This window comes from Aeromonas sp. A04 (genome assembly GCF_047780465.1).
GTDB classification, from domain to species: Bacteria; Pseudomonadota; Gammaproteobacteria; order Enterobacterales; family Aeromonadaceae; genus Aeromonas; species Aeromonas bestiarum.
The window spans coordinates 451,545-469,925 of the sequence record NZ_JBLNHP010000003.1 but is presented as its reverse complement, the minus strand read 5'-3'; the positions used below and the strand labels follow the sequence as shown (position 1 = coordinate 469,925).

The following is an 18,381-nucleotide window of genomic DNA, read 5'->3' as shown; positions in this document are numbered from 1 at the left end:
CGGTTAGAATACCGGCCTGTCACGCCGGGGGTCGCGGGTTCGAGTCCCGTCCGCTCCGCCAGTAAATTGAAAGGCCTTCCCAGATGGGAAGGCCTTTTTGCTTTTTGGCATTTGCGAACGGGAATAAGGAAACAAGGAACAACAAACTGGGTTGCGACTTGCCACTGGCGTCTCTATCCCAGTCTGTCACCCCTTGTGCTCCCTAGCATCTAGCAATTTAAAGTGCTTGGATCTCAATGGCTGACGCAGGTGCTCTATGGTGTAAATGTGGATAGCCTTACTCACCATCACCATCACCATCACCATCACCATCACCTTCGCTTGAGCCAAGTCCATCAGACTTTGTATGGATGGCTTTGTTATGTCCTCTAAGGGGGGCTGCGCTTGTAAACGTTCGTTCGGGGGGCTTGTGATGCGGATAAGTCGTGGATGCTGATCTAAGGCGGGGTGTGCACGCATGGCCATCGAACAATGGACCAAGGGCTGTAAAGAGGTAAAAGAAAAGGGGACGGCAGCTGCCGTCCCCTCAAGTCATCTAGTCCAGTCCATGAACTGCAACGCTCCCTGCAATCCCTGACTTTATCCTGATCCTTCGGAATATCCCCTTCCCAATCCGTTGAGGTGTCCTGTGGCCATCCTAGCCTGGCAATCGATCCTGATTGCTGCACTCTCTCCATCCTGGAGGTGTCCGTTACCACATCCCGTGGTGTTCCTTGCATCGTCCTGACAGATAACCATCCGGGCTATCTCGCTTCATCCTGAAGCTGTCCTGCTCGCATCCGGCGAGGTCCTGTTCTTCCTGAAGAGCCGCAATCCGTACCGCTCTGCCTCATCCCGAGGTGTCCACAACCACATCCTGTGGCGTCCTGTTCAATCCGTTTGATAACCTTCCTGGCTACCTGCCTCATCCTGAGGTGTCCCTGACCACGTCCTGTGGATTATTCCCTGCTTATGCGCTGTTCCTGCATCCTGCCGGACCAGCTCCGTCCTTGTGAGACCCATATTAAGGGAACCGCATCGCGGAACAAGGGAGGTTGGGCGGTTATCGGCATGACCCGGCTTGGTTAAACCCAGCCATTAACAAGATAAACCCATACTAATCATCAGCTTAGTTTGTTTCATCGGAAAGCACATGGATTCAAAGATGGCTTCGCGTACGGCTCAACACAGTGGCCTCTTACAGCGGCTATGGCGGATCTCTCACACGCAAAAACAGGGGGAAAACGATGGTACAACGCGGCTCAATTAAGCGGGCAAGAGTTAAAAATTAGTTGAATAAATATGCTCAAAAAGAATACAAAAAAGCCGAGGCTGGGCTCGGCTTTTTTGGGATTAGCTGACTCGGCTGCCAGGCGTAGGATATGCCTTGCGCAACGACTCTGGCGCCAACACTTCCAGGTTGCCGCTCATGTTGTTCAACCAGGTGCGAAATTCAGGGGTGTCCTGTACCTCGGTCTCCACGACTACGCTGCGCTTATCGTAGCGGGTCATGCGCGGGTTGTGGCCCGGGATCTGTCCATCGACCAGAGTCGGGCAGTTGGCATCTATGCGACCGACGAAGCGGATCGGGCCGCTGACATCCTGGTAGCCCTGATCGCGGATCAGCTTCTGGATATTGAAGTCCTTCGGCTGGGTCGCGCTGAAGTTGGTCAGCTCCACGCCCTTGATGTGATCGAAAGGTATGCCGTACACCTTGGGATCCAGCTCGGACAGGGTACAGAGCAGGGTCGGACCATCAGCCTGATTCAGGATGCCGAGGGGATTGATGCGGTCATAGCAGAGCCATACAGTGCGTTCCTTGATGACACGCTGGATCTCGGCACTGAACTTGCGACCGCGCCACAGGGCATCGCGGATCAGGGTGCTGCGACGGATCTCAGGATTGCCGGCAAACGGACGCGGTGACTGATGCACGCTTTCGAGCCAGCGTTCGGCCAGTTCACTCTGGCTGTCGCGGATCACCTGGCTGGCTTTGTCGACCAGCGGGTTCAATTCGGTCAGCACACTTGCCGGCAGCAGTTGGCTTGCCTGATCACTCCAGGTTTTCAGGGCCACTGCCAGTGATAGCGGCATTATGTTGGCGAAGTCGTTTAGGCCATGGCGCTCAAAGCACCAGCCGTGGGGTTTGCTGCGTTCATCCGAAGTGAGGTCGAACAACCCCATGCCGGACATCTCCTCCAGGTCCCGTTGCACGGTACGCAGACTGACGTGTATGCCTTCCTCTTCCAGTTTTACCTGGAGTTGGCTGGCGGTCAGCTTGTAAGGGCGGTGCGGGATGCAACGCGCCAAGGTCAGTTGTCGTAACAGCTTCTTACTCATGGTGCATGCCTTCACTGGTTTAGCGTTGAGTGTATCCTAGCCATGACATGCGACAGTCTATGTCGCAAGTTTTGCTGCGACAACTGTCGCCATTTTCATACAAACTGGTTTAACTGCATGATATTAAAGCTAATACATGTTTTGGTGGGCAGCAATCGAGGCTTTTAATTGATGAAAAAATCGCAAATGAAAGTGCTGTCTTGCGGTTTTTGGGGAGAGGAAAAAATAAAAATAGCAGGAAGAGGCAGAAGATGATGTGGAGGGGCGCGGCCCCTCCACCAGATGGCGACCTGTTATCAGGCCAGCCAGGACCAGGCTGACTTGCTGATGGCGGCTCCCACCATATAGCCGAATACCGCCAGGGCAGCGAAGCCGGCCACCAGTTTCTGGTTGCGGGCCGGTCGCTTGAGCGCCATGACGCCGAGGCCTATGTAGACCACCAGTGCGATCAGCTTGGCCATCAGCCAGGGTTGCTGGCCCGGGCTCATATGCAATGTGACCGCCAACAGCACCCCGAACAGCAGCAAAAAGGTGTCGTTGACGTGGGGCGCTATCTTCAGCCAGCGCTGTTGCAGACGCGGGCTGCCGTTGAGAGAGAGCATCCAGCGATAGACGAACAGCAGCAGGCTGACGATGGCCAGGGTCATGTGCAGATGTTTGAGCATGGGGTAATAGGCAATCATATTGCTTCCTTGTCGTTGTCGGGCAGACCGCTGTTCCAGTTGTGAGCGTGAATGCGCTCCTGTCCTTCCTGATCGTCTTGCAACAGATCGGAGAGAATGTCCCGGTATTGCAGGCTCTTGTTGATATAGGTGTGTTCGTCGTCCAGGTAGTTGACCTGCTCCCGCAGCAGCCAGTTGTCGTGCTGCTTGAAGGTCTGCCCAGCCCGCCAGGCCTGGTTGGCCCGAAAGCCGAGCTGGGTCAGGGCTTCCACCCCCAGATCCACTGCAGAACCCAGGGTTTCCCGGTACACGCTGCCCACGCCCTGGCGCAGGATCTCGTGAGCGTGAGGTCTGTCCTGGGCTCGCGCCAGTATCTTAAGGTGCGGGAAGTGTTTCTTCACCATTTCAATCACTTCGAGCGAGGTGGCTGGATCGTTGATGGAGAGCACCAGCAGCTTGGCCTTGTGGGCGCCGGCGGCATGCAACAGGTCGAGCCTACTGGCATCGCCGTAGAACACCTGGTAGCCGTACTTGCGCAGCATCTCTATCTGGCTGGCATCCTGCTCGAGTATGGTGGTGCCTATGCCGTGGCCGTGCAGCAGGCGTCCCACTATCTGGCCGAAGCGGCCGAAGCCGGCGATGATCACCGGGTGTTCCACCAGCTCAGGCTGCTCGTGCTGCGGTGCGTCGCTGTGGGTGCGGTAATCGAACCAGGGCTGGATCACCCGATCGTTGAGGATCAGCAAGAGCGGCGTCAGCGCCATGGAGAGGGCCACCACCAGGGTGAGCAGCGAGATGGTGTCGCCGGGCAGCACCTTGTTCTGGGTGGCGAACGAGAACAGCACGAAGGCAAACTCCCCCCCTTGCGCCAGCGCCAGCCCGAAGGTCCAGCGTTGGCTCGGCGAGATGCGAATGACAAAGCCGAGCGCCATCAGCACCAGCCATTTGAGCGCCATCAGGCCGACTACCAGGGTCGGGATGAGCAAGGGGTGTTCGGCAAACAGGCTGAAGTTGATGCCGGCGCCCACCGACATGAAGAAGAGGCCGAGCAGCAAGCCCTTGAACGGCTCTATGTCCGCCTCCAGCTCGTGGCGATATTCGCTGTCGGCCAGCACCACACCGGCGAGGAAGGAGCCAAGGGCCGGGGAGAGCCCCACCGACTCCATCAGCACTGCGATGGCGATCACCAGCAGCAGGGCGGCAGCGACGAAGATCTCCCGCATGTGGGATTGGGCTATGGCCCGAAACACCGGGCGCATCAGGTAGTGGCCACCCAGCACTATGCCGGAGATGGCCGCAACCACCAGCAGGCCATGCTGCCAGCCGGCCAGCTCGGAGCTGCCATTGCTGGCCACCGGCGCTATGGCGAGCAGTGGCAGGATCGCCAGTATGGGAATGACGGCGATATCCTGGAACAGCAGCACCGCAAAGGCGGAGCGGCCGCTCTCGCTCTGCATCAGCTTGCGCTCCTGCAGGCTCTGCAGAACTATGGCCGTGGACGATAGCGCCAGAATGAGACCTATGGCCAGTCCCTGTTGCCAGGGCAGGCCGATGAGATGAGCGACCCCGGTCAGGGCCCCCGTGGTGAGCAGCACTTGCAGGCCGCCGGTGCCGAGTATGGGCCCCTTCAGTTGCCACAGCAGGGCAGGGCGCAGCTCCAGCCCGACCAGAAACAGCATCAGCACCACCCCGAACTCGGCGAAGTGCATCACATCCTTCTGCTCTCCCACCAGCCCCAGCAGGAAGGGACCTATGATGATGCCCGCCAGCAGGTAGCCGAGCACGGAACCCAGCCCCCAGCGCTTGGCCAGCGGCACGGCGATCACCGCCGCCGAGAGGTAGATAAGCGCATCAAACAGTAATCCGTGACCCATCAGCCGGCCCTCCGTTCGCATGTCTGGCCCGACTCACAGGGTCGGCCAAATGACTGACAGTGTTTCATGAGAGCACCTCCAGCAGATCCCGCAGATAGGGGCTGCCGCCGAGTTGGGCCGGGGTCAGCTGCTCGTCGCGCAGGGCACACAACAGTTGGCGATAATCCTGGCCACAGCGGCGCAGCGCCTCCGGATCCTTGATCTTGTGAAAGGAGTGCAGCACGAACGGCGGCAGCCAGCTCATGCCGCACAGCTGCGCCGTTTGCTGGAATGGCAGCAGGAAGTCGAGCAGCGGGCGGCGGTTGTAGCCTTCGCTGCAATAGGAGTCGGGGGCGCCCCCCGTGGTGATGGCACTCAGCCACTGTTTGCCATTGAGGGCGTGGGCTTCCGGACCGTAGGCGTAGCCATACTCCAGCACCAGATCCATCCACTCCTTCATGATGGCGGGGCAGGAGTACCAGTAGAAGGGGTGCTGAAAGACGATGATGTCGTGTTCCGACAGCAGGGCCTGCTCCCGCTTCACGTTGATGAACATGTCCGGGTAGTGCTGGTAGAGGTCGTGCACCGTGATCCCCTCCAGATCGGAGACGGCCTGCAGCAGCTGCTTGTTGGCCCGGGAGCTCTGCAGGGCCGGGTGTGAAAAGAGAACCAGAATGCGTTTCATGAAGTCATAACCTGAAGATGGGCCTGATACCGGTGAAAAGAAGATGCATTGAGCTGCGACGTTATCAAGAAGCGCAATAGCCCGCCAGTTCCGGGATCAGATCGCGCAGCGCCGGATTCAGGGTCTGATGGGCGGGATAGCAGAGTCCGATGCGCCGAAACATCCGCGGCCCGCTCACCGCGACCGTGCACAGGCCGGGTTCGTCGTCCACCAGGCCGTCGGGCAGGAAGCTGATGCCGACACCCGCCAGCACCAGCGCCATCACCAACCCCTTGCTTTCGGCCTTGGCCACCAGGTTGAGGGTGAGCCGGTCGCAGGCCAGCAGCCCTATGGTCTGCTGATGGGCCTCACAGGGCGGGCACTCAATAAAATCATAATGTTGCAGCTCAGTCAGCGCGATGCGGGCGCGGCTGGCGAGGGGGTGGTCGGTACGCACGCACAGCACATAGTCCTCTTCCCACAGGGGCAGGAAGATCTCGTCCTCCCGGCGCAGCGCATCCAGAGTCAGCCGGCAGTCGGCGGGGCTGGTGTAGTCGGAGAGGGTGAGATCCAGCTCGGGCAGCACGCCCTGCACCCGCTGCAGCAAGCCGGCCAGCCGGTGGCGACTCAGATCCGGCATGATGGCCATGTTGAGTCGTGCGCGCGTCGCCTTCTGGCGAAACAGCTCCGGCAGGCGGCGTGCCTCTTCCACCAGCTTGACCGCATGGGGATAGAGGTAATGGGCCGGATCCTTTGCCTCAACCCCCTTCTTGCCCCGGGTGAACAGGCTGTCGCCGAGCGCCTCTTCCAGCTGGCGCAGGCCGGCCGAGAGGGAGGGTTGGCTGACGTGGCAGCGCAGTGCCGCCACCGTGATGTTTTTCTCTTCATAGATGGCGATGAAGAAGCGCAGCAATCTCAGATCCAGCATGAGCCCAACCATAGTTTTTTCAGATGATAACCAGCGGAAAACAATATTTATCACTGATGGATGCAGCGACTATAGTGACTGAGTTCCGTGCTGGCCAGCCGCTTGTGTGATCCCGTTTCTCATCGAATCAAAAGGAAATACCATGTCCAAGTCCCTCGTCGTGATCACCGGTGCCTCCGCCGGGATCGGTGCCGCCATCGCCCGCGCCTTCTCGGCCGCCGGTCATCCGCTCTTGCTGCTGGCCCGCCGGGTCGAGCCCATGCAGGCGCTGGGTCTGCCCAACGCCTTGTGTGTCAGCGTCGATGTCACCGACACGGCCGCCATGAAGGCCGCCGTCCAGCAGGCAGAGACCCGGTTCGGCCCTGTGGGTTGCCTGGTCAACAATGCCGGCGTCATGTTGCTGGGGCAGGCTGACGTGCAGGATCCCGCCGAGTGGCAGCAGATGCTCAACATCAATGTGATGGGGGTGCTGAACGGCGTTCATGCCGTGCTGGCCGGGATGAAGGCTCGCCGCAGCGGCACCATAGTCAACATCAGCTCCATCGCCGGTCGCAAGACCTTCCCGAACCATGCAGCCTATTGCGCCACCAAGTTCGCGGTGCACGCCCTGACCGAAAATATCCGTGAAGAGGTGGCCGACGTCGGCGTGCGCATGGTGACCATAGCCCCGGGTGCGGTCGAGACCGACCTGCTCAGTCACACCACGGACGAGAACATCAAGGCCGGCTATCACGACTGGAAGGATCAGATGGGTGGCGTGATCGCGCCCGAGGTGATCGCCGAGGCCGTGCTCTATGCCTGGCATCAGCCCGCCAACGTCTGCGTACGCGAAATCGTGCTGGCGGCCACCCGTCAGCAACCCTGATCCGGACTGGCCATGAGGGGAGGGCTTGACCCTCCCCCTGGGCCAAGGGTTACCATAGGGTTCCTCCGATCAATGAGTCATGTCATGGTTCTGACCCGTCGCCAACTCGCTCGCGCCCGCCGCTGGCTCCCCCTGTGGAGTCTGCTGATGGTGCTGATGTCGTTTGGCAGCCGGGCGGCGACCGATCTCTGTACCCTGACGCCCCATTGCAGCCAGAGCGAGCGCACCCTGGAGAAGGCCATGCCATGCGGCAGCTTCACTTCGGCACTCGCCATGACGGTGCTCACCAGCGACAGCCTGACGGTGGCCGTACTGGAACCGGACATGCCACAGTTTCTCTCCCCCTCCCTGTTCACGCCGGACGCGCCGTTCGAGCGGCTCGAGCGTCCTCCCCGTCATCCAGGTTGAGTCGAGTTCCCCTGTTTTTTGGGGTATTTCTTCTTATCTGAGGTGAGTTATGTACAAGTCCCTGTTACTGGCCCTGCTGGCCGGTACCGTCAGCTTCTCCGCCCTCGCGGCCGAGCAGATGACCGTCTACAAGTCCCAGTATTGCGGCTGTTGCAAGACCTGGATCAAGCACATGGAAGAGAACGGCTTTGAGGTCAAGGTCGTCGAAACCGAGCAGCTCGATCCCATCAAGCAGCAGTACGGCATCACACCGCAGCTGGCCTCCTGCCACACGGGCGTGGTGAATGGCTATGTGGTGGAGGGGCATGTACCCGCCGCCGACGTGCAGAAGCTGCTCAAGGAAAAACCGGCGATCCGCGGCCTGACCATTCCGGGCATGCCCCAGAGTGCGCCAGGCATGGATATTCCGGGTCAGCCCTACCAGGTGCTGAGCATCAGCAACGAGGGCGCGACCAGAGTCTGGTCGAGCTACCCCGGCTGACGCAAACTGGCCATGAGCAGGCACGACTCCATCATGTGAGGCACACCTGAGCGAACCTGTGTCGCTCATGGTCAGGTTTGAGGGCCGCTATCGCGAGATAGCGGCCCTTTTACCTGTTCTTGCGGGTTTTGCAGGGTGATAACTTGCAACTGGGGGCGACAAGGGGCAGATTGATCCCCTATCCAAGGAGCCAAGGCTCAGGTCTGCTAACCCTTTTAAAGCGCAAAGGATGCGACATGTTCACCTTTCCCCGAGGGCTTCTGCTGCTGGCTTGCCTGGTTGCCGTTCCCTGTTCATATGCCAATGATGAGTCCGCCATGCCCACAAGCGACACCCTTATCCAGCCTCCCGTGGCCACCAAACACCCTCACACCATCAAGAAACACGGCGACGTCCGGGTCGACAACTACTACTGGCTGCGCGATGACGAGCGCCAGAAACCCGAGGTACTGGCCTACCTGGAGGCGGAGAACGCCTATACCGAGGCCATGCTCAAGCCGACCCGGCCGCTGCGCGACCAGCTCTACCAGGAGATGGTGGCCCGCATTCCCCAGCAGGATGAGTCCGTCCCCTATGTGAAGAACGGCTACCGTTACCAGACCCGCTATGAGCCGGGCAAGGAGTACGGCATCTACTCCCGCAGCAAGGTGGACGGGCCGCAGGAGCCCGAGCCGATGCTGGACAGCAACCAGCGCGCAGAGGGGCACGAGTTCTATTCCCTTGGCGCCCTGGAGGTGAGCCGCAACAACCGCTGGCTGGCGGTGGCGGAAGATTTCCTCTCGCGCCGTCAGTACCAGATCCAGTTCCTCGATCTGGAGAGCGGCAAGTGGGCCGCCGACAAGCTCGAGAACACCTCCGGCAATCTGGTGTGGGCCAACGACAGCAAGACGGTGTTCTACGTGCGCAAGCACCCCAAGACACTGTTGCCCTATCAGGTCTATCGCCACGAGCTTGGCTCGGATCCGGCAAAAGATACCCTGGTGTATGAGGAGAAGGACGACACCTTCTACGTCAGCCTCTATGCCACCACCTCGGAAGATTTCATCGTCATCGCCCTCTCCAGCACCACCACGGGCGAGGCGCGCCTCATCGACGCCAACGTGCCGACTCAGGCACCGCGGCTGTTCCTGCCCCGTCAGGTGGATCACGAGTACAGCCTGGATCACTACCGCGGTCGCTTCTATGTGCGCTCCAACAAGGACGGCAAGAACTTCGGCCTGTACGAGACCAAGGAGAGCCCGGTCGAGCGCTGGAAGGCGGTGATCGCCCCCAATCCGGACGTGCTGCTGGAGAGCTATGCCCTGTTCAAGGAGTGGCTGGTGCTGGAGGAGCGCAACCAGGGGCTGACCCGGCTGCGCCAGATCAACTGGCAGAGCGGTGACGAGAAGGAGATCGCCTTCGACGATCCCGCCTATGTCACCTGGCTCGCCTACAACCCGGAGCCGGAGACCAGCCAGCTGCGCTACGGCTACTCCTCCATGACCACCCCCTCGTCCACCTATGAGCTGGATATGGCGAGCGGCAAGCGTACCCTGCTCAAGCAGCAGGCGGTGGCGGGTTTCAAGCCGGAGCTGTACGCCAGCGAGCGGCTCTGGGTGACCGCCCGTGATGGTGTGGCCGTGCCTGTGTCCCTGGTCTATCGCAAGGATATGTTCAAGAAAGAGAGTGTCGGGTCGCCAAAAAATCCGCTGCTGGTCTACGGCTATGGCTCCTACGGCGCCAGCATGGATCCCGATTTCAGCACGGCTCGCCTGAGCCTGCTGGACCGGGGCTTCGTCTATGCCATCGCCCATATCCGGGGTGGCGAGGAGCTGGGCCGCCACTGGTATGAAGATGGCAAGCTGCTGAAAAAACAGAATACCTTCAACGATTTCATCGACGTGACCGAGGCGCTGGTGGCGCAGGGGTATGGCGCCAGGGATCAGGTCTACGCCATGGGCGGCAGCGCCGGCGGTCTGCTGATGGGGGCCGTCATCAATCAGGCGCCCCAGCTTTATCGTGGCGTGGTGGCCCAGGTGCCCTTCGTCGACGTGGTCACCACCATGCTGGACGAGTCCATCCCCCTCACCACTGGGGAGTACGACGAGTGGGGCAACCCGAACCAGAAGCGTTACTACGACTACATGAAGGCTTACAGCCCCTACGACCAGGTCAAGGCGCAGGCCTACCCGAACATGCTGGTGACCACAGGGCTGCATGACTCCCAGGTACAGTATTGGGAGCCCGCCAAGTGGGTGGCCAAGCTGCGCGAGTTGAAGACGGATGATAACAAGTTGTTGCTGAATACCGACATGGATGCCGGCCACGGTGGCAAGTCGGGTCGCTTCAAGGCTTACGAGGATATCGCGCTGGAGTTTGCGTTTATCCTGGATCTGGCCAAGCCGAAAGCATAAGTCACCAAGGTTGCAGCCCTTGCCAGTCAAGGGCTGCAAAAGAATCTTGTCTGTATCCCCCGCCTGCCAACCGGTAGCACACTCCAATTAATCCCTGATCAGTAAATTAATGATCGGCTTCAAATTTCTCGTCATCCATATCCATCATTTTGTGTTTTTGTTTGATTTATGTTGGCGCCATGTGCTTAATCGAAGCCGTTATGACGCTTTGATTGGTCCCTTCCGGGCCAATTATCTTCGGTTGGCATGAAGCCGACTGTCTCACCACAGGATGCTGGTGGCTTTTTGGGGAACGCTCGCCGTTCACCCGATTCCTCATATCGAGGTCATGGATGACCACCGACGCAGAACGGTGGTTTGTCCGGCATTCGCCCGTGGAACGGGCGAGCTGAATCAATCAAAAAGGATGAACAACATGAAAGGATTATCCCTGGCGTGTGCCTTGTCGGCTGCCCTGGTCGGTGTCTCGTTTGGTGGTCCGCTGCAGGCGCAGGAGCGCTTCGTGACCATAGGCACAGGCGGTCAGACCGGCGTCTACTACGTGGCGGGCCAGTCCATCTGCCGCTTCCTCAATCGCGGCGCCGCCGATCACCAGATCAAGTGCAACGCCCCGGCCAGCGGCGGCGGTGTGGCCAACGTCAACGGCATCCGCAGCGGTGAATTCAACTTCGGCATCATGCAGTCCGACCATCAGTACAAGGCGATGAAGGGGCTGCCGCCGTTCCAGACCGAAGGGGCCATGGCAGACATGCGCGCCGTCTTCTCCCTGCAGAGCGAGGTGTTCACCATACTGGCGCGCCGCGATGCCAAGATCGCCAGCTTCGACGACATGAAGGGCAAGCGCGTCAACATCGGCAACCCGGGCTCGGGCCAGCGCGACACCATGGAAGAGATAATGGCGGTCAAGGGCTGGAAGAAGAGTGACTTCGGTCTGGTCTCCGAGTTGAAACCGGCCGAGCAGGCCTCGGCGCTCGGCGACAACAACATAGACGCCATGAGCTACTTCGTCGGCCACCCGAACGGCGCCATCCAGGAAGCCTCCACCACCACAGACGCCGTGCTGGTACCTGTGACCGGTGCCGACATCGACAAGCTGCTGGCAGAGAAGAGCTACTACACCAAGGCCGAGATCCCGGGCGGCATCTACAAGGGCAGCGATCAGCCGACCCCGTCCATCGGTGGCAAGGCGGTGCTCTCCACCAGTGCCAAGGCCGATCCGGAAGTGGTCTATCAGCTGGTCAAATCCGTTTTCGACAACCTGGATCGCTTCAAGCGCCTGCACCCGGCTTTCGCCGATCTGAAAGAGGCCGACATGATCAAGGTGGGGCTCTCGGCGCCGCTGCATGAAGGGGCCGCCCGCTACTACAAAGAGCGCGGTTGGCTCTGATTGAAGGCCCAAGGGCCCAGGTCACTCTCTTCGACACCCGTCAGCCGCTGCCCGGTTGCGGGGGCGGGTGTCGCTCTTGTTGTACTCGTTGGCACAAGTTAACCCTATGCAAGATAAACAACTCTCTACCGAGGAACTGATCGCCCAGGACGTGGGCGCTCGCCTGCCGTTCGGCCTCATGGGCGGGCTCATCACCACACTGGCGCTGGCCTGGTCCCTGTTCCAGCTCTGGATCGCCTCGCCGCTGCCCTTCATGCTGGGCTTTGGCGTGCTCAATGACACCGAGACCCGTGCCATTCACCTCACCTTCGCCCTGCTGCTGGCCTATCTGGTGTTTCCGGCGTTTCGTTCATCGCCACGGGATCGGGTGCCGCTCGGCGACATCGCCTTGGGGCTCATCGCCGCCGGGGCCGCCAGCTACCTGTTCGTGATGTACCAGGCGCTGGCCCTGCGGCCGGGCAGTCTGACCACAGAGGATCTGATCACCGCCTGCATCGGCATCCCGCTGCTGCTGGAAGCGGCGCGCCGCGCCCTGGGGCCGGCGCTGGCGGTCATCGCCCTGCTGTTTCTCGCCTATAGCCTGGCGGGGCCCTGGATGCCGGGGCTGCTGGCCCATCGCGGGGTGAGCTTCACCGCGTTGGCCAACCACCAGTGGATCACCACGGAAGGGGTATTCGGGATTGCCCTCGGCGTCTCCACCAGCTTCGTGTTCCTGTTCGTGCTGTTCGGTGCCCTGCTGGAGCGGGCCGGTGCCGGCCACTACTTCATCCAGCTCGCCTTCAGCCTGCTCGGTCACCTGCGCGGCGGCCCGGCCAAGGCGGCTGTGGTGGCCTCCGGCCTGACCGGTCTCATCTCCGGCTCCTCCATCGCCAACGTGGTGACCACCGGCACTTTCACCATTCCCATGATGAAAAAGGTGGGCTTCAGCTCGGAGAAGGCGGGGGCGGTGGAAGTGGCTTCCTCGGTCAACGGCCAGATCATGCCGCCTGTGATGGGGGCCGCCGCCTTCCTGATGGTGGAGTACGTGGGCATTCCCTACGTCGAGATCATCAAGCACGCCTTCCTGCCGGCGACCATCTCCTACATAGCGCTGCTCTACATAGTGCATCTGGAGGCGCTCAAGCTCGGCATGCAGCCCATAGGTGGTCATCAGCCCAAGCCCTGGCTGCGCCGCTTGACCGGCTTCGCCTTCGGCGCTGCCCTCATCAGCGGGCTGTCGATGGCGGTCTACCATGGCCTGGGCTGGCTCAAGCCGGCGCTGGGTGAGTACGCCCTGCCAGGCATAGCCCTGCTGCTGGCCATCACCTATCTGGGTTTGCTGAAAATAGCGGCCAGCCATGAGCCGCTGGCGGCGGAGGATCCGGACAAGCCGCTGATTGAGCTGCCCAACACCCGCGCCGTGCTGCTCTCCGGTCTGCACTTCCTGCTGCCGGTGGTGGTGCTGGTGTGGTGCCTGATGGTGGAACGGCTCTCGCCCGGGCTGTCGGCCTTCTGGGGGACCGTCATGCTGGTGATCATACTGCTGACCCAGCGCCCGCTGCTCAACTGGCTGCGCAGCGATGGCAAGCACGACTACGGCACCTTCAACGATGGCATGGTCGATCTGCGCGAGGGGCTGGTGGCCGGTGCCCGCAACATGATCGGCATCGGCATTGCGACCGCCACCGCCGGCATCATAGTGGGTGCCGTCTCCCAGACCGGGGTCGGTCTGGTGCTGGCGGATCTGGTGGAGATGCTCTCCATGGGCAACCTGCTGCTGATGCTGTTGCTTACCGCCCTGCTCAGCTTGATCCTCGGCATGGGGCTGCCCACCACCGCCAACTACATAGTGGTCTCCAGCCTGCTGGCGCCCGTTGTGGTGACGCTCGGGCAGCAGAACGGCCTGATAGTGCCGCTCATCGCGGTGCACCTGTTCGTCTTCTACTTCGGCATCATGGCGGACGTGACCCCGCCGGTGGGGCTGGCTTCGTTCGCGGCGGCGGCTGTCTCCAAGGGCGATCCCATCAAGACCGGCATCACCGCTTTCTACTACAGCCTGCGCACCGCGGCGCTGCCCTTCCTGTTCATCTTCAACACGGATCTGCTGCTGATCGACGTGGACTTCGCCCACGGGGTGCTGATCTTCATGGTGGCCACCGTTGCCATGCTGATCTTCGCCGCCGCGACCCAGGGCCATTTCCTGGTGAAGAGTCGCTGGTACGAGAGCGTGCTGCTGCTGCTGGTGGCCTTCACCCTGTTCCGCCCCGGTTTCTGGATGGACATGGTGCACGATCCCTATCGTGACACTGCGCCGGCCCAGCTGGCCCGGACCCTGGGCGAGGTGGAGGCGGAGAGCACACTGCGGCTGCGCGTCCAGGGTGAAGATGCGGTGGGCAAGTTGCGTCAGTCGACCGTGCTGCTGGCGGTGCCGGCAGGAGAGGATGGGGAGGCCCGCCTCGCCAGCCTGGGGCTGGCCTTGTATGAACAGGATGGCAAGACCCTGATCGACAGCGTCACCTTCGGCAGCCCGGCCGCCGCGGCCGGCATGGAGTTCGATCAGGAGATCCTGGTGGTCAAGGCGCCCACCGAGCGCTGGCGCAAGGAGTTGATGTGGCTGCCGGGCTTCCTGCTGTTTGCGCTGATCGTCGGGCTGCAACGGCGACGGGCGGTGCAAGCCTAACAAGGGTCAATAAAAACGGCGCCATCGAGGCGCCGTTTTCATCTCCCCGGTCGGGGCTTATTCTTGCGGATCCTGCTCCTGCAGCAGGCTCAGGGTCTGTTGTTCCACTGGACTCAGGCCCAGCTGTTCGCAGGCTTGCTCGAAGCTGATGCCAAGGTGGCACATCATGATATCGATGGCGGGCAGATAGTTTTTCATTGCTTCTTCCATGGTGATCCTCCAGACCCGTTCCTTATGCCCGAGCCTCGAAGGCGGGGCAATTAGACTTTAGGCGTAGGCTGCTCATTTGCTGAGCGCCCCTGCCACTGGGCGGGGGAATTTGTTACTCTGCTTGTCAGCAAGAAGATGTTGCCGTATGACTGCGAGCAACACGTGAGGAGCAGGGCATGTTATTGAGTTTCTTGATCATCGCATCGGGCTGGTGGCACATTCGTGCGGCCTATGGCTCAGACTCCCGTCAGTTCTACATCAGCAAGCCGCTGACCATGCTGCTCATCATAGCGCTGGCCTTCGGCTATCAGAGCTATGACCACGACGGCTCCCACGCCTGGATCCTGCTTGGCCTCTGTCTGTCGCTGGCCGGTGACGTGCTGCTGATGCTGCCAAGCGATCGTTTCATTCAGGGGCTGGCGGCATTTTTTGTCGCGCACCTCTGCTACATAGTCGGTTTCGCCCAGGGGCCGCTGGTGCTGAACCTGGTGGATGGCCTGCTGTTGCTGCTGGTGGCCGGCATGGTGTTCGGCCTGTTGTGGGGCAAGCTCGGGGAGATGAAGATCCCCGTGCTCTGCTACATGCTGGTGATCATCGGCATGGCCTGGGTGGCTGCCGGTGCCTGGCACGCCTCCTTGACCGCAGGCAGTGCCGCCGCCCTGGTGGGGGCGCTGATGTTTCTCTTCTCCGACAGCATGCTGGCGCTGGACCGCTTTCGTCGCCCCTTCCCCCATGCCACGGCCTGGGTGATGAGCAGCTACTTTGCCGCCCAGTTCCTGATTGCCGCCTCGCTGGCGGGGTGAAGAGGCGCCGCTCTCTTTCATCGCGCGGACCTGAATCCTGATCTTTGCCGACGGGTGAAGATCCGTGGCAAGAAAAATGGGCCTGTTGGCCCATTTTTTATTGTCTGTTTTCAGCGCCTTGCTATGCCTCGAGCGGCTCGGCGTCGGCAGCCCTGGGAGCCGGCTGCTTGAGCAGCAGCATCAGGGCGCTGGCGATCAGCAGGAAGATGCCCATCACGTAGAACACCTGGTTGTAGGCCATGATGGCCGCCTCGCGGCTGATGGTGTTCGACAGCATGGCCTGGGCCTGCTGCTGGGCCAGCTCGGGACCCGAGCCTTGCGCCATCATGGTCTGGGCCAACTGCAGCAGGTAGCTTTGCCCCTCTATGCTGCTGGCGGCCAGGGTGCTGCTGATCTGGCTGACATGGACGCGGGTGTCGTTGTCGATCAGGGTCGCTATGATGGCGATGCCGAAGGCCCCCCCCAGGTTGCGCAGCACGTTGAGCAGGGTCGAGGAGGAGGGGATCTCGTCATGGGTCAGGCTGGCGGTCGCCACCAGGGAGAGCGGCACCATGATGAAGGGCTGGCCCAGCGCCCGTACTATCAGCGACTGGATCAGCTGGGGGCCGGCGTAGTCGGCACTCATGTTCATGTTCATGAAGCAGCTGATGGCAAACACCAGGAAGCCGAAACTCACCAGATAGCGCGGATCTATCTTGTGGGTCAGTTTGGGCACCAGCGGCAACACCAGCAGCTGTGGCAGCCCCATCCACATCAGCACTTCACCGATCTCCAGTGCGTTGTAGTTGTGGATCTGCGCCATGTAGAGGGGCAGCACATAGATGGAGCCCATCAGCGCCATGCCGAGCACCAGATAGGCGAAGCAGGCCAGCGCGAAGCGCGGGTTGTGCAGCAGCCGCAGGTTGACCAGCGGATGGCGTCTGAGTAGCTGGCTGATGACGAAGAACACCAGGGCCACCACAGAGATGACGGTGAGCCGCACTATGAAGCTGGAACCGAACCAGTCCTCCCGGTTGCCCTCTTCCAGCACTACCTCCAGCAGGCCCAGCCCCATCGCCATGGTGACTATGCCGATGAGATCCACTCGCTTGATCACCTCCCAGTCCACCGGCTTCTTGTCCAGCCCGTGGGCCAGCATGGCCATCACCAGCAGTCCCGGTGGTACGTTCAGATAGAAGATGTAGTGCCAGGAGAGCTGCTCCGTCAGCCAGCCGCCCAGGGTCGGGCCTATGGCGGGGGCGAAGGTGGCGCACAGGCCGAACAGCGCCATGCCGGTGGCCCGCTTGTGCAGCGGCAGCAGGCTGACGATGAGGGAGAAGGCCATGGGAATGAGCGCGCCGCCGGTGAAGCCCTGCAACGCCCGGAAGACGATCATGCTGGTGAGGTTCCAGCTGAACGAGCAGAGCACGGAGGCGATGATGAAGGCCCCCGTGGTCCACAGCAGGTAGCGCCGCACGCTCAGGCCCCGGCTGAGCCAGCCGCTCAGCGGGATGGCGATCATCTCCGCCACCAGATAGGAGGTGGAGATCCAGGAGCTCTCGCTCAGGGTGGCCGACAGGGCCCCCTGAATGTCCTTCAGGGAGGCGTTGGTGATCTGGATGTCGAGGATGGCCATGAAGGCGCCGATGAGGCCCCCCATGACCGCAATCCAGTTGCGACGTGGAATGGGTTCCATCAGTGGGCGGCGACCAGAGGTTCAGGATCCCGGGTATCCACTATCACCTCGGTGGAGAGGCCCGGCAGCAGCTTGCCGGCCAGGGTGCCCGGCTCGGGGATGCGGATCTTGACCGGCACCCGCTGCACTATTTTGGTGAAGTTGCCGGTGGCGTTCTCCGGCGGCAGCAGGGCGAATCTGGCGCCGGTGGCGGGGGCCAGGCTGTCGATGATCCCCTCGACCGGTTGATCCGGATAGGCATCCAGGATCACCTTCACCTTCTGGCCCGGCTGCATGTGCAGCAGCTGGGTCTCCTTGAAGTTGGCCTCGACCCACACCTGTTGCAGTGGCACCAGGCTGGCAACCTGCATGCCGGACTGGACGTAGAGCCCGGCCCGCAGGCTGCGCTTGCCTATGATGCCGTCGGCCGGTGCCCGCAACTCGGTATAGGTCAGCTCAAGTTTGGCCTGCTCCAGCTGTGCGGCGCTCAATGCCAGCCTGGCCTGGTTCTGCTTGGCTTCGGCGTCCAGCACCAGCAGCCGTTCACGGGCTGCCTGCAGGGCGGCTTTGGTCTCCTGCTCCTGTGCCAGATTGACCTGCAGTCCGGCCCGCACCTCGTCCAGACTGTCCTGCGAGCTGTAATGGCGCTGGTTGAGCTGGCTGACGCGCTGCACCTGTTGCCGGGCGCGCACCTGCTCGGCATTGGCAGAGCTGACCTTGGCCTCGGCCTGACGGATCAGGCTCAACTGCTGGGTGCGGGTCGCGGCCAGATTCTCCGCCGTCGCCTGATTGAGGCGCAGGTCGGCTTCGGCCTCGGCCACCTTGGTCTTGTACTCCCGATCGTCCAGCCGGGCGATCAGCTGGCCGGCCTTCACCGCCTGGTTGTCGGTGACCAGCACCTCGCTGATGTAACCCGGCAGCTTGGAGCCGATGCCGGTCACCTCGCTCTGCAGGTAGGCGTTGTCGGTACTCTCGAAATAGCGGCCATGCAGATACCAGTAACCGGCGAACAGCAGACCGAGCAGGGCCAGCACCATGGCGGCCAGCAGGGGGATCTTCTTGTGTTGACTCATTTTGGGGGGATTCCTGAACTTA

General features: G+C 61.3%; 15 protein-coding genes. 7 read left to right on the top strand and 8 right to left on the bottom strand.

Annotated features, from left to right (window positions below; genetic code table 11):
* Positions 1–1,332 precede the first annotated feature (1,332 nt).
* From ACM3N8_RS13450 to ACM3N8_RS13430, 5 genes are all read right to left on the bottom strand, one after another.
* Positions 1,333–2,319, bottom strand: a complete 987-nt coding sequence (locus ACM3N8_RS13450; RefSeq protein ID WP_042868514.1) for a helix-turn-helix transcriptional regulator — start codon at positions 2,317–2,319, stop codon at positions 1,333–1,335.
* A 296-nt stretch (positions 2,320–2,615) separates the two neighbouring features.
* Positions 2,616–3,002, bottom strand: coding sequence for a SirB2 family protein (locus tag ACM3N8_RS13445; protein ID WP_290018969.1), 387 nt, complete (start codon positions 3,000–3,002; stop codon positions 2,616–2,618).
* Positions 2,999–4,855: a monovalent cation:proton antiporter-2 (CPA2) family protein gene (locus ACM3N8_RS13440; RefSeq protein WP_290018967.1), complete on the bottom strand. Its 1,857-nt coding sequence runs from the start codon at positions 4,853–4,855 to the stop codon at positions 2,999–3,001. The genes ACM3N8_RS13445 and ACM3N8_RS13440 overlap by 4 nt, the downstream gene beginning before the upstream one ends.
* Before the next feature lie 64 nt (positions 4,856–4,919).
* Positions 4,920–5,519 (bottom strand): NAD(P)H-dependent oxidoreductase, encoded by a 600-nt coding sequence (locus ACM3N8_RS13435; RefSeq protein WP_241280079.1) that lies wholly within the window; start codon positions 5,517–5,519, stop codon positions 4,920–4,922.
* A gap of 64 nt (positions 5,520–5,583) precedes the next feature.
* Positions 5,584–6,426: a LysR family transcriptional regulator gene (locus tag ACM3N8_RS13430; RefSeq protein ID WP_416016218.1), complete on the bottom strand. Its 843-nt coding sequence runs from the start codon at positions 6,424–6,426 to the stop codon at positions 5,584–5,586.
* A gap of 142 nt (positions 6,427–6,568) precedes the next feature.
* On the opposite strand from ACM3N8_RS13430, the gene ACM3N8_RS13425 reads away from it, so the two are divergent.
* From ACM3N8_RS13425 to ACM3N8_RS13400, 6 genes are all read left to right on the top strand, one after another.
* On the top strand, positions 6,569–7,291 hold the full coding sequence (locus ACM3N8_RS13425; RefSeq protein ID WP_416016217.1) for an SDR family oxidoreductase: 723 nt from the start codon (positions 6,569–6,571) through the stop codon (positions 7,289–7,291).
* A gap of 84 nt (positions 7,292–7,375) precedes the next feature.
* Complete coding sequence (locus ACM3N8_RS13420) at positions 7,376–7,699, top strand: hypothetical protein (protein WP_416016216.1); 324 nt, start codon at positions 7,376–7,378, stop codon at positions 7,697–7,699.
* 49 nt (positions 7,700–7,748) lie between these two features.
* Positions 7,749–8,180, top strand: a complete 432-nt coding sequence (locus ACM3N8_RS13415) for a DUF411 domain-containing protein (protein WP_098981008.1) — start codon at positions 7,749–7,751, stop codon at positions 8,178–8,180.
* A gap of 236 nt (positions 8,181–8,416) precedes the next feature.
* Complete coding sequence (locus ACM3N8_RS13410) at positions 8,417–10,573, top strand: S9 family peptidase (RefSeq protein WP_416016215.1); 2,157 nt, start codon at positions 8,417–8,419, stop codon at positions 10,571–10,573.
* A gap of 415 nt (positions 10,574–10,988) precedes the next feature.
* Positions 10,989–11,960, top strand: a complete 972-nt coding sequence (locus ACM3N8_RS13405; protein WP_290021630.1) for a TAXI family TRAP transporter solute-binding subunit — start codon at positions 10,989–10,991, stop codon at positions 11,958–11,960.
* 106 nt (positions 11,961–12,066) lie between these two features.
* Positions 12,067–14,619 (top strand): TRAP transporter permease, encoded by a 2,553-nt coding sequence (locus ACM3N8_RS13400; RefSeq protein WP_416016214.1) that lies wholly within the window; start codon positions 12,067–12,069, stop codon positions 14,617–14,619.
* A gap of 57 nt (positions 14,620–14,676) precedes the next feature.
* Here ACM3N8_RS13400 and ACM3N8_RS13395 read toward each other — a convergent pair whose 3' ends face one another.
* Entirely contained in the window at positions 14,677–14,817 is a 141-nt protein-coding gene (locus ACM3N8_RS13395; RefSeq protein ID WP_162489544.1) for a hypothetical protein, read from the bottom strand.
* A 188-nt stretch (positions 14,818–15,005) separates the two neighbouring features.
* Between ACM3N8_RS13395 and ACM3N8_RS13390 the strand changes: the two genes are divergently transcribed.
* A complete protein-coding gene (locus ACM3N8_RS13390) occupies positions 15,006–15,632 on the top strand; it encodes a lysoplasmalogenase (protein ID WP_043141372.1) in 627 nt (208 codons plus the stop codon).
* Positions 15,633–15,753: 121 nt separating this feature from the next.
* Here ACM3N8_RS13390 and ACM3N8_RS13385 read toward each other — a convergent pair whose 3' ends face one another.
* Together ACM3N8_RS13385 and ACM3N8_RS13380 are read right to left on the bottom strand one after the other, a co-directional pair.
* Positions 15,754–17,307: a DHA2 family efflux MFS transporter permease subunit gene (locus tag ACM3N8_RS13385; protein WP_043141369.1), complete on the bottom strand. Its 1,554-nt coding sequence runs from the start codon at positions 17,305–17,307 to the stop codon at positions 15,754–15,756.
* On the bottom strand, positions 17,307–18,359 hold the full coding sequence (locus tag ACM3N8_RS13380; protein ID WP_043141368.1) for an HlyD family secretion protein: 1,053 nt from the start codon (positions 18,357–18,359) through the stop codon (positions 17,307–17,309). The genes ACM3N8_RS13385 and ACM3N8_RS13380 overlap by 1 nt, the downstream gene beginning before the upstream one ends.
* Positions 18,360–18,381: the final 22 nt, after the last annotated feature.

Coding starts and splice junctions, on each gene's coding strand:
- ACM3N8_RS13390 (WP_043141372.1), top strand. CDS start 15,006: ATGTTATTGAGTTTCTTGATCATCGCATCGGGCTGGTGGCACATTCGT.
- ACM3N8_RS13425 (WP_416016217.1), top strand. CDS start 6,569: ATGTCCAAGTCCCTCGTCGTGATCACCGGTGCCTCCGCCGGGATCGGT.
- ACM3N8_RS13400 (WP_416016214.1), top strand. CDS start 12,067: ATGCAAGATAAACAACTCTCTACCGAGGAACTGATCGCCCAGGACGTG.
- ACM3N8_RS13380 (WP_043141368.1), bottom strand. CDS start 18,359: ATGAGTCAACACAAGAAGATCCCCCTGCTGGCCGCCATGGTGCTGGCC.
- ACM3N8_RS13410 (WP_416016215.1), top strand. CDS start 8,417: ATGTTCACCTTTCCCCGAGGGCTTCTGCTGCTGGCTTGCCTGGTTGCC.
- ACM3N8_RS13420 (WP_416016216.1), top strand. CDS start 7,376: ATGGTTCTGACCCGTCGCCAACTCGCTCGCGCCCGCCGCTGGCTCCCC.
- ACM3N8_RS13445 (WP_290018969.1), bottom strand. CDS start 3,002: ATGATTGCCTATTACCCCATGCTCAAACATCTGCACATGACCCTGGCC.
- ACM3N8_RS13415 (WP_098981008.1), top strand. CDS start 7,749: ATGTACAAGTCCCTGTTACTGGCCCTGCTGGCCGGTACCGTCAGCTTC.
- ACM3N8_RS13395 (WP_162489544.1), bottom strand. CDS start 14,817: ATGAAAAACTATCTGCCCGCCATCGATATCATGATGTGCCACCTTGGC.
- ACM3N8_RS13405 (WP_290021630.1), top strand. CDS start 10,989: ATGAAAGGATTATCCCTGGCGTGTGCCTTGTCGGCTGCCCTGGTCGGT.
- ACM3N8_RS13385 (WP_043141369.1), bottom strand. CDS start 17,307: ATGGAACCCATTCCACGTCGCAACTGGATTGCGGTCATGGGGGGCCTC.
- ACM3N8_RS13430 (WP_416016218.1), bottom strand. CDS start 6,426: ATGCTGGATCTGAGATTGCTGCGCTTCTTCATCGCCATCTATGAAGAG.
- ACM3N8_RS13435 (WP_241280079.1), bottom strand. CDS start 5,519: ATGAAACGCATTCTGGTTCTCTTTTCACACCCGGCCCTGCAGAGCTCC.
- ACM3N8_RS13450 (WP_042868514.1), bottom strand. CDS start 2,319: ATGAGTAAGAAGCTGTTACGACAACTGACCTTGGCGCGTTGCATCCCG.
- ACM3N8_RS13440 (WP_290018967.1), bottom strand. CDS start 4,855: ATGGGTCACGGATTACTGTTTGATGCGCTTATCTACCTCTCGGCGGCG.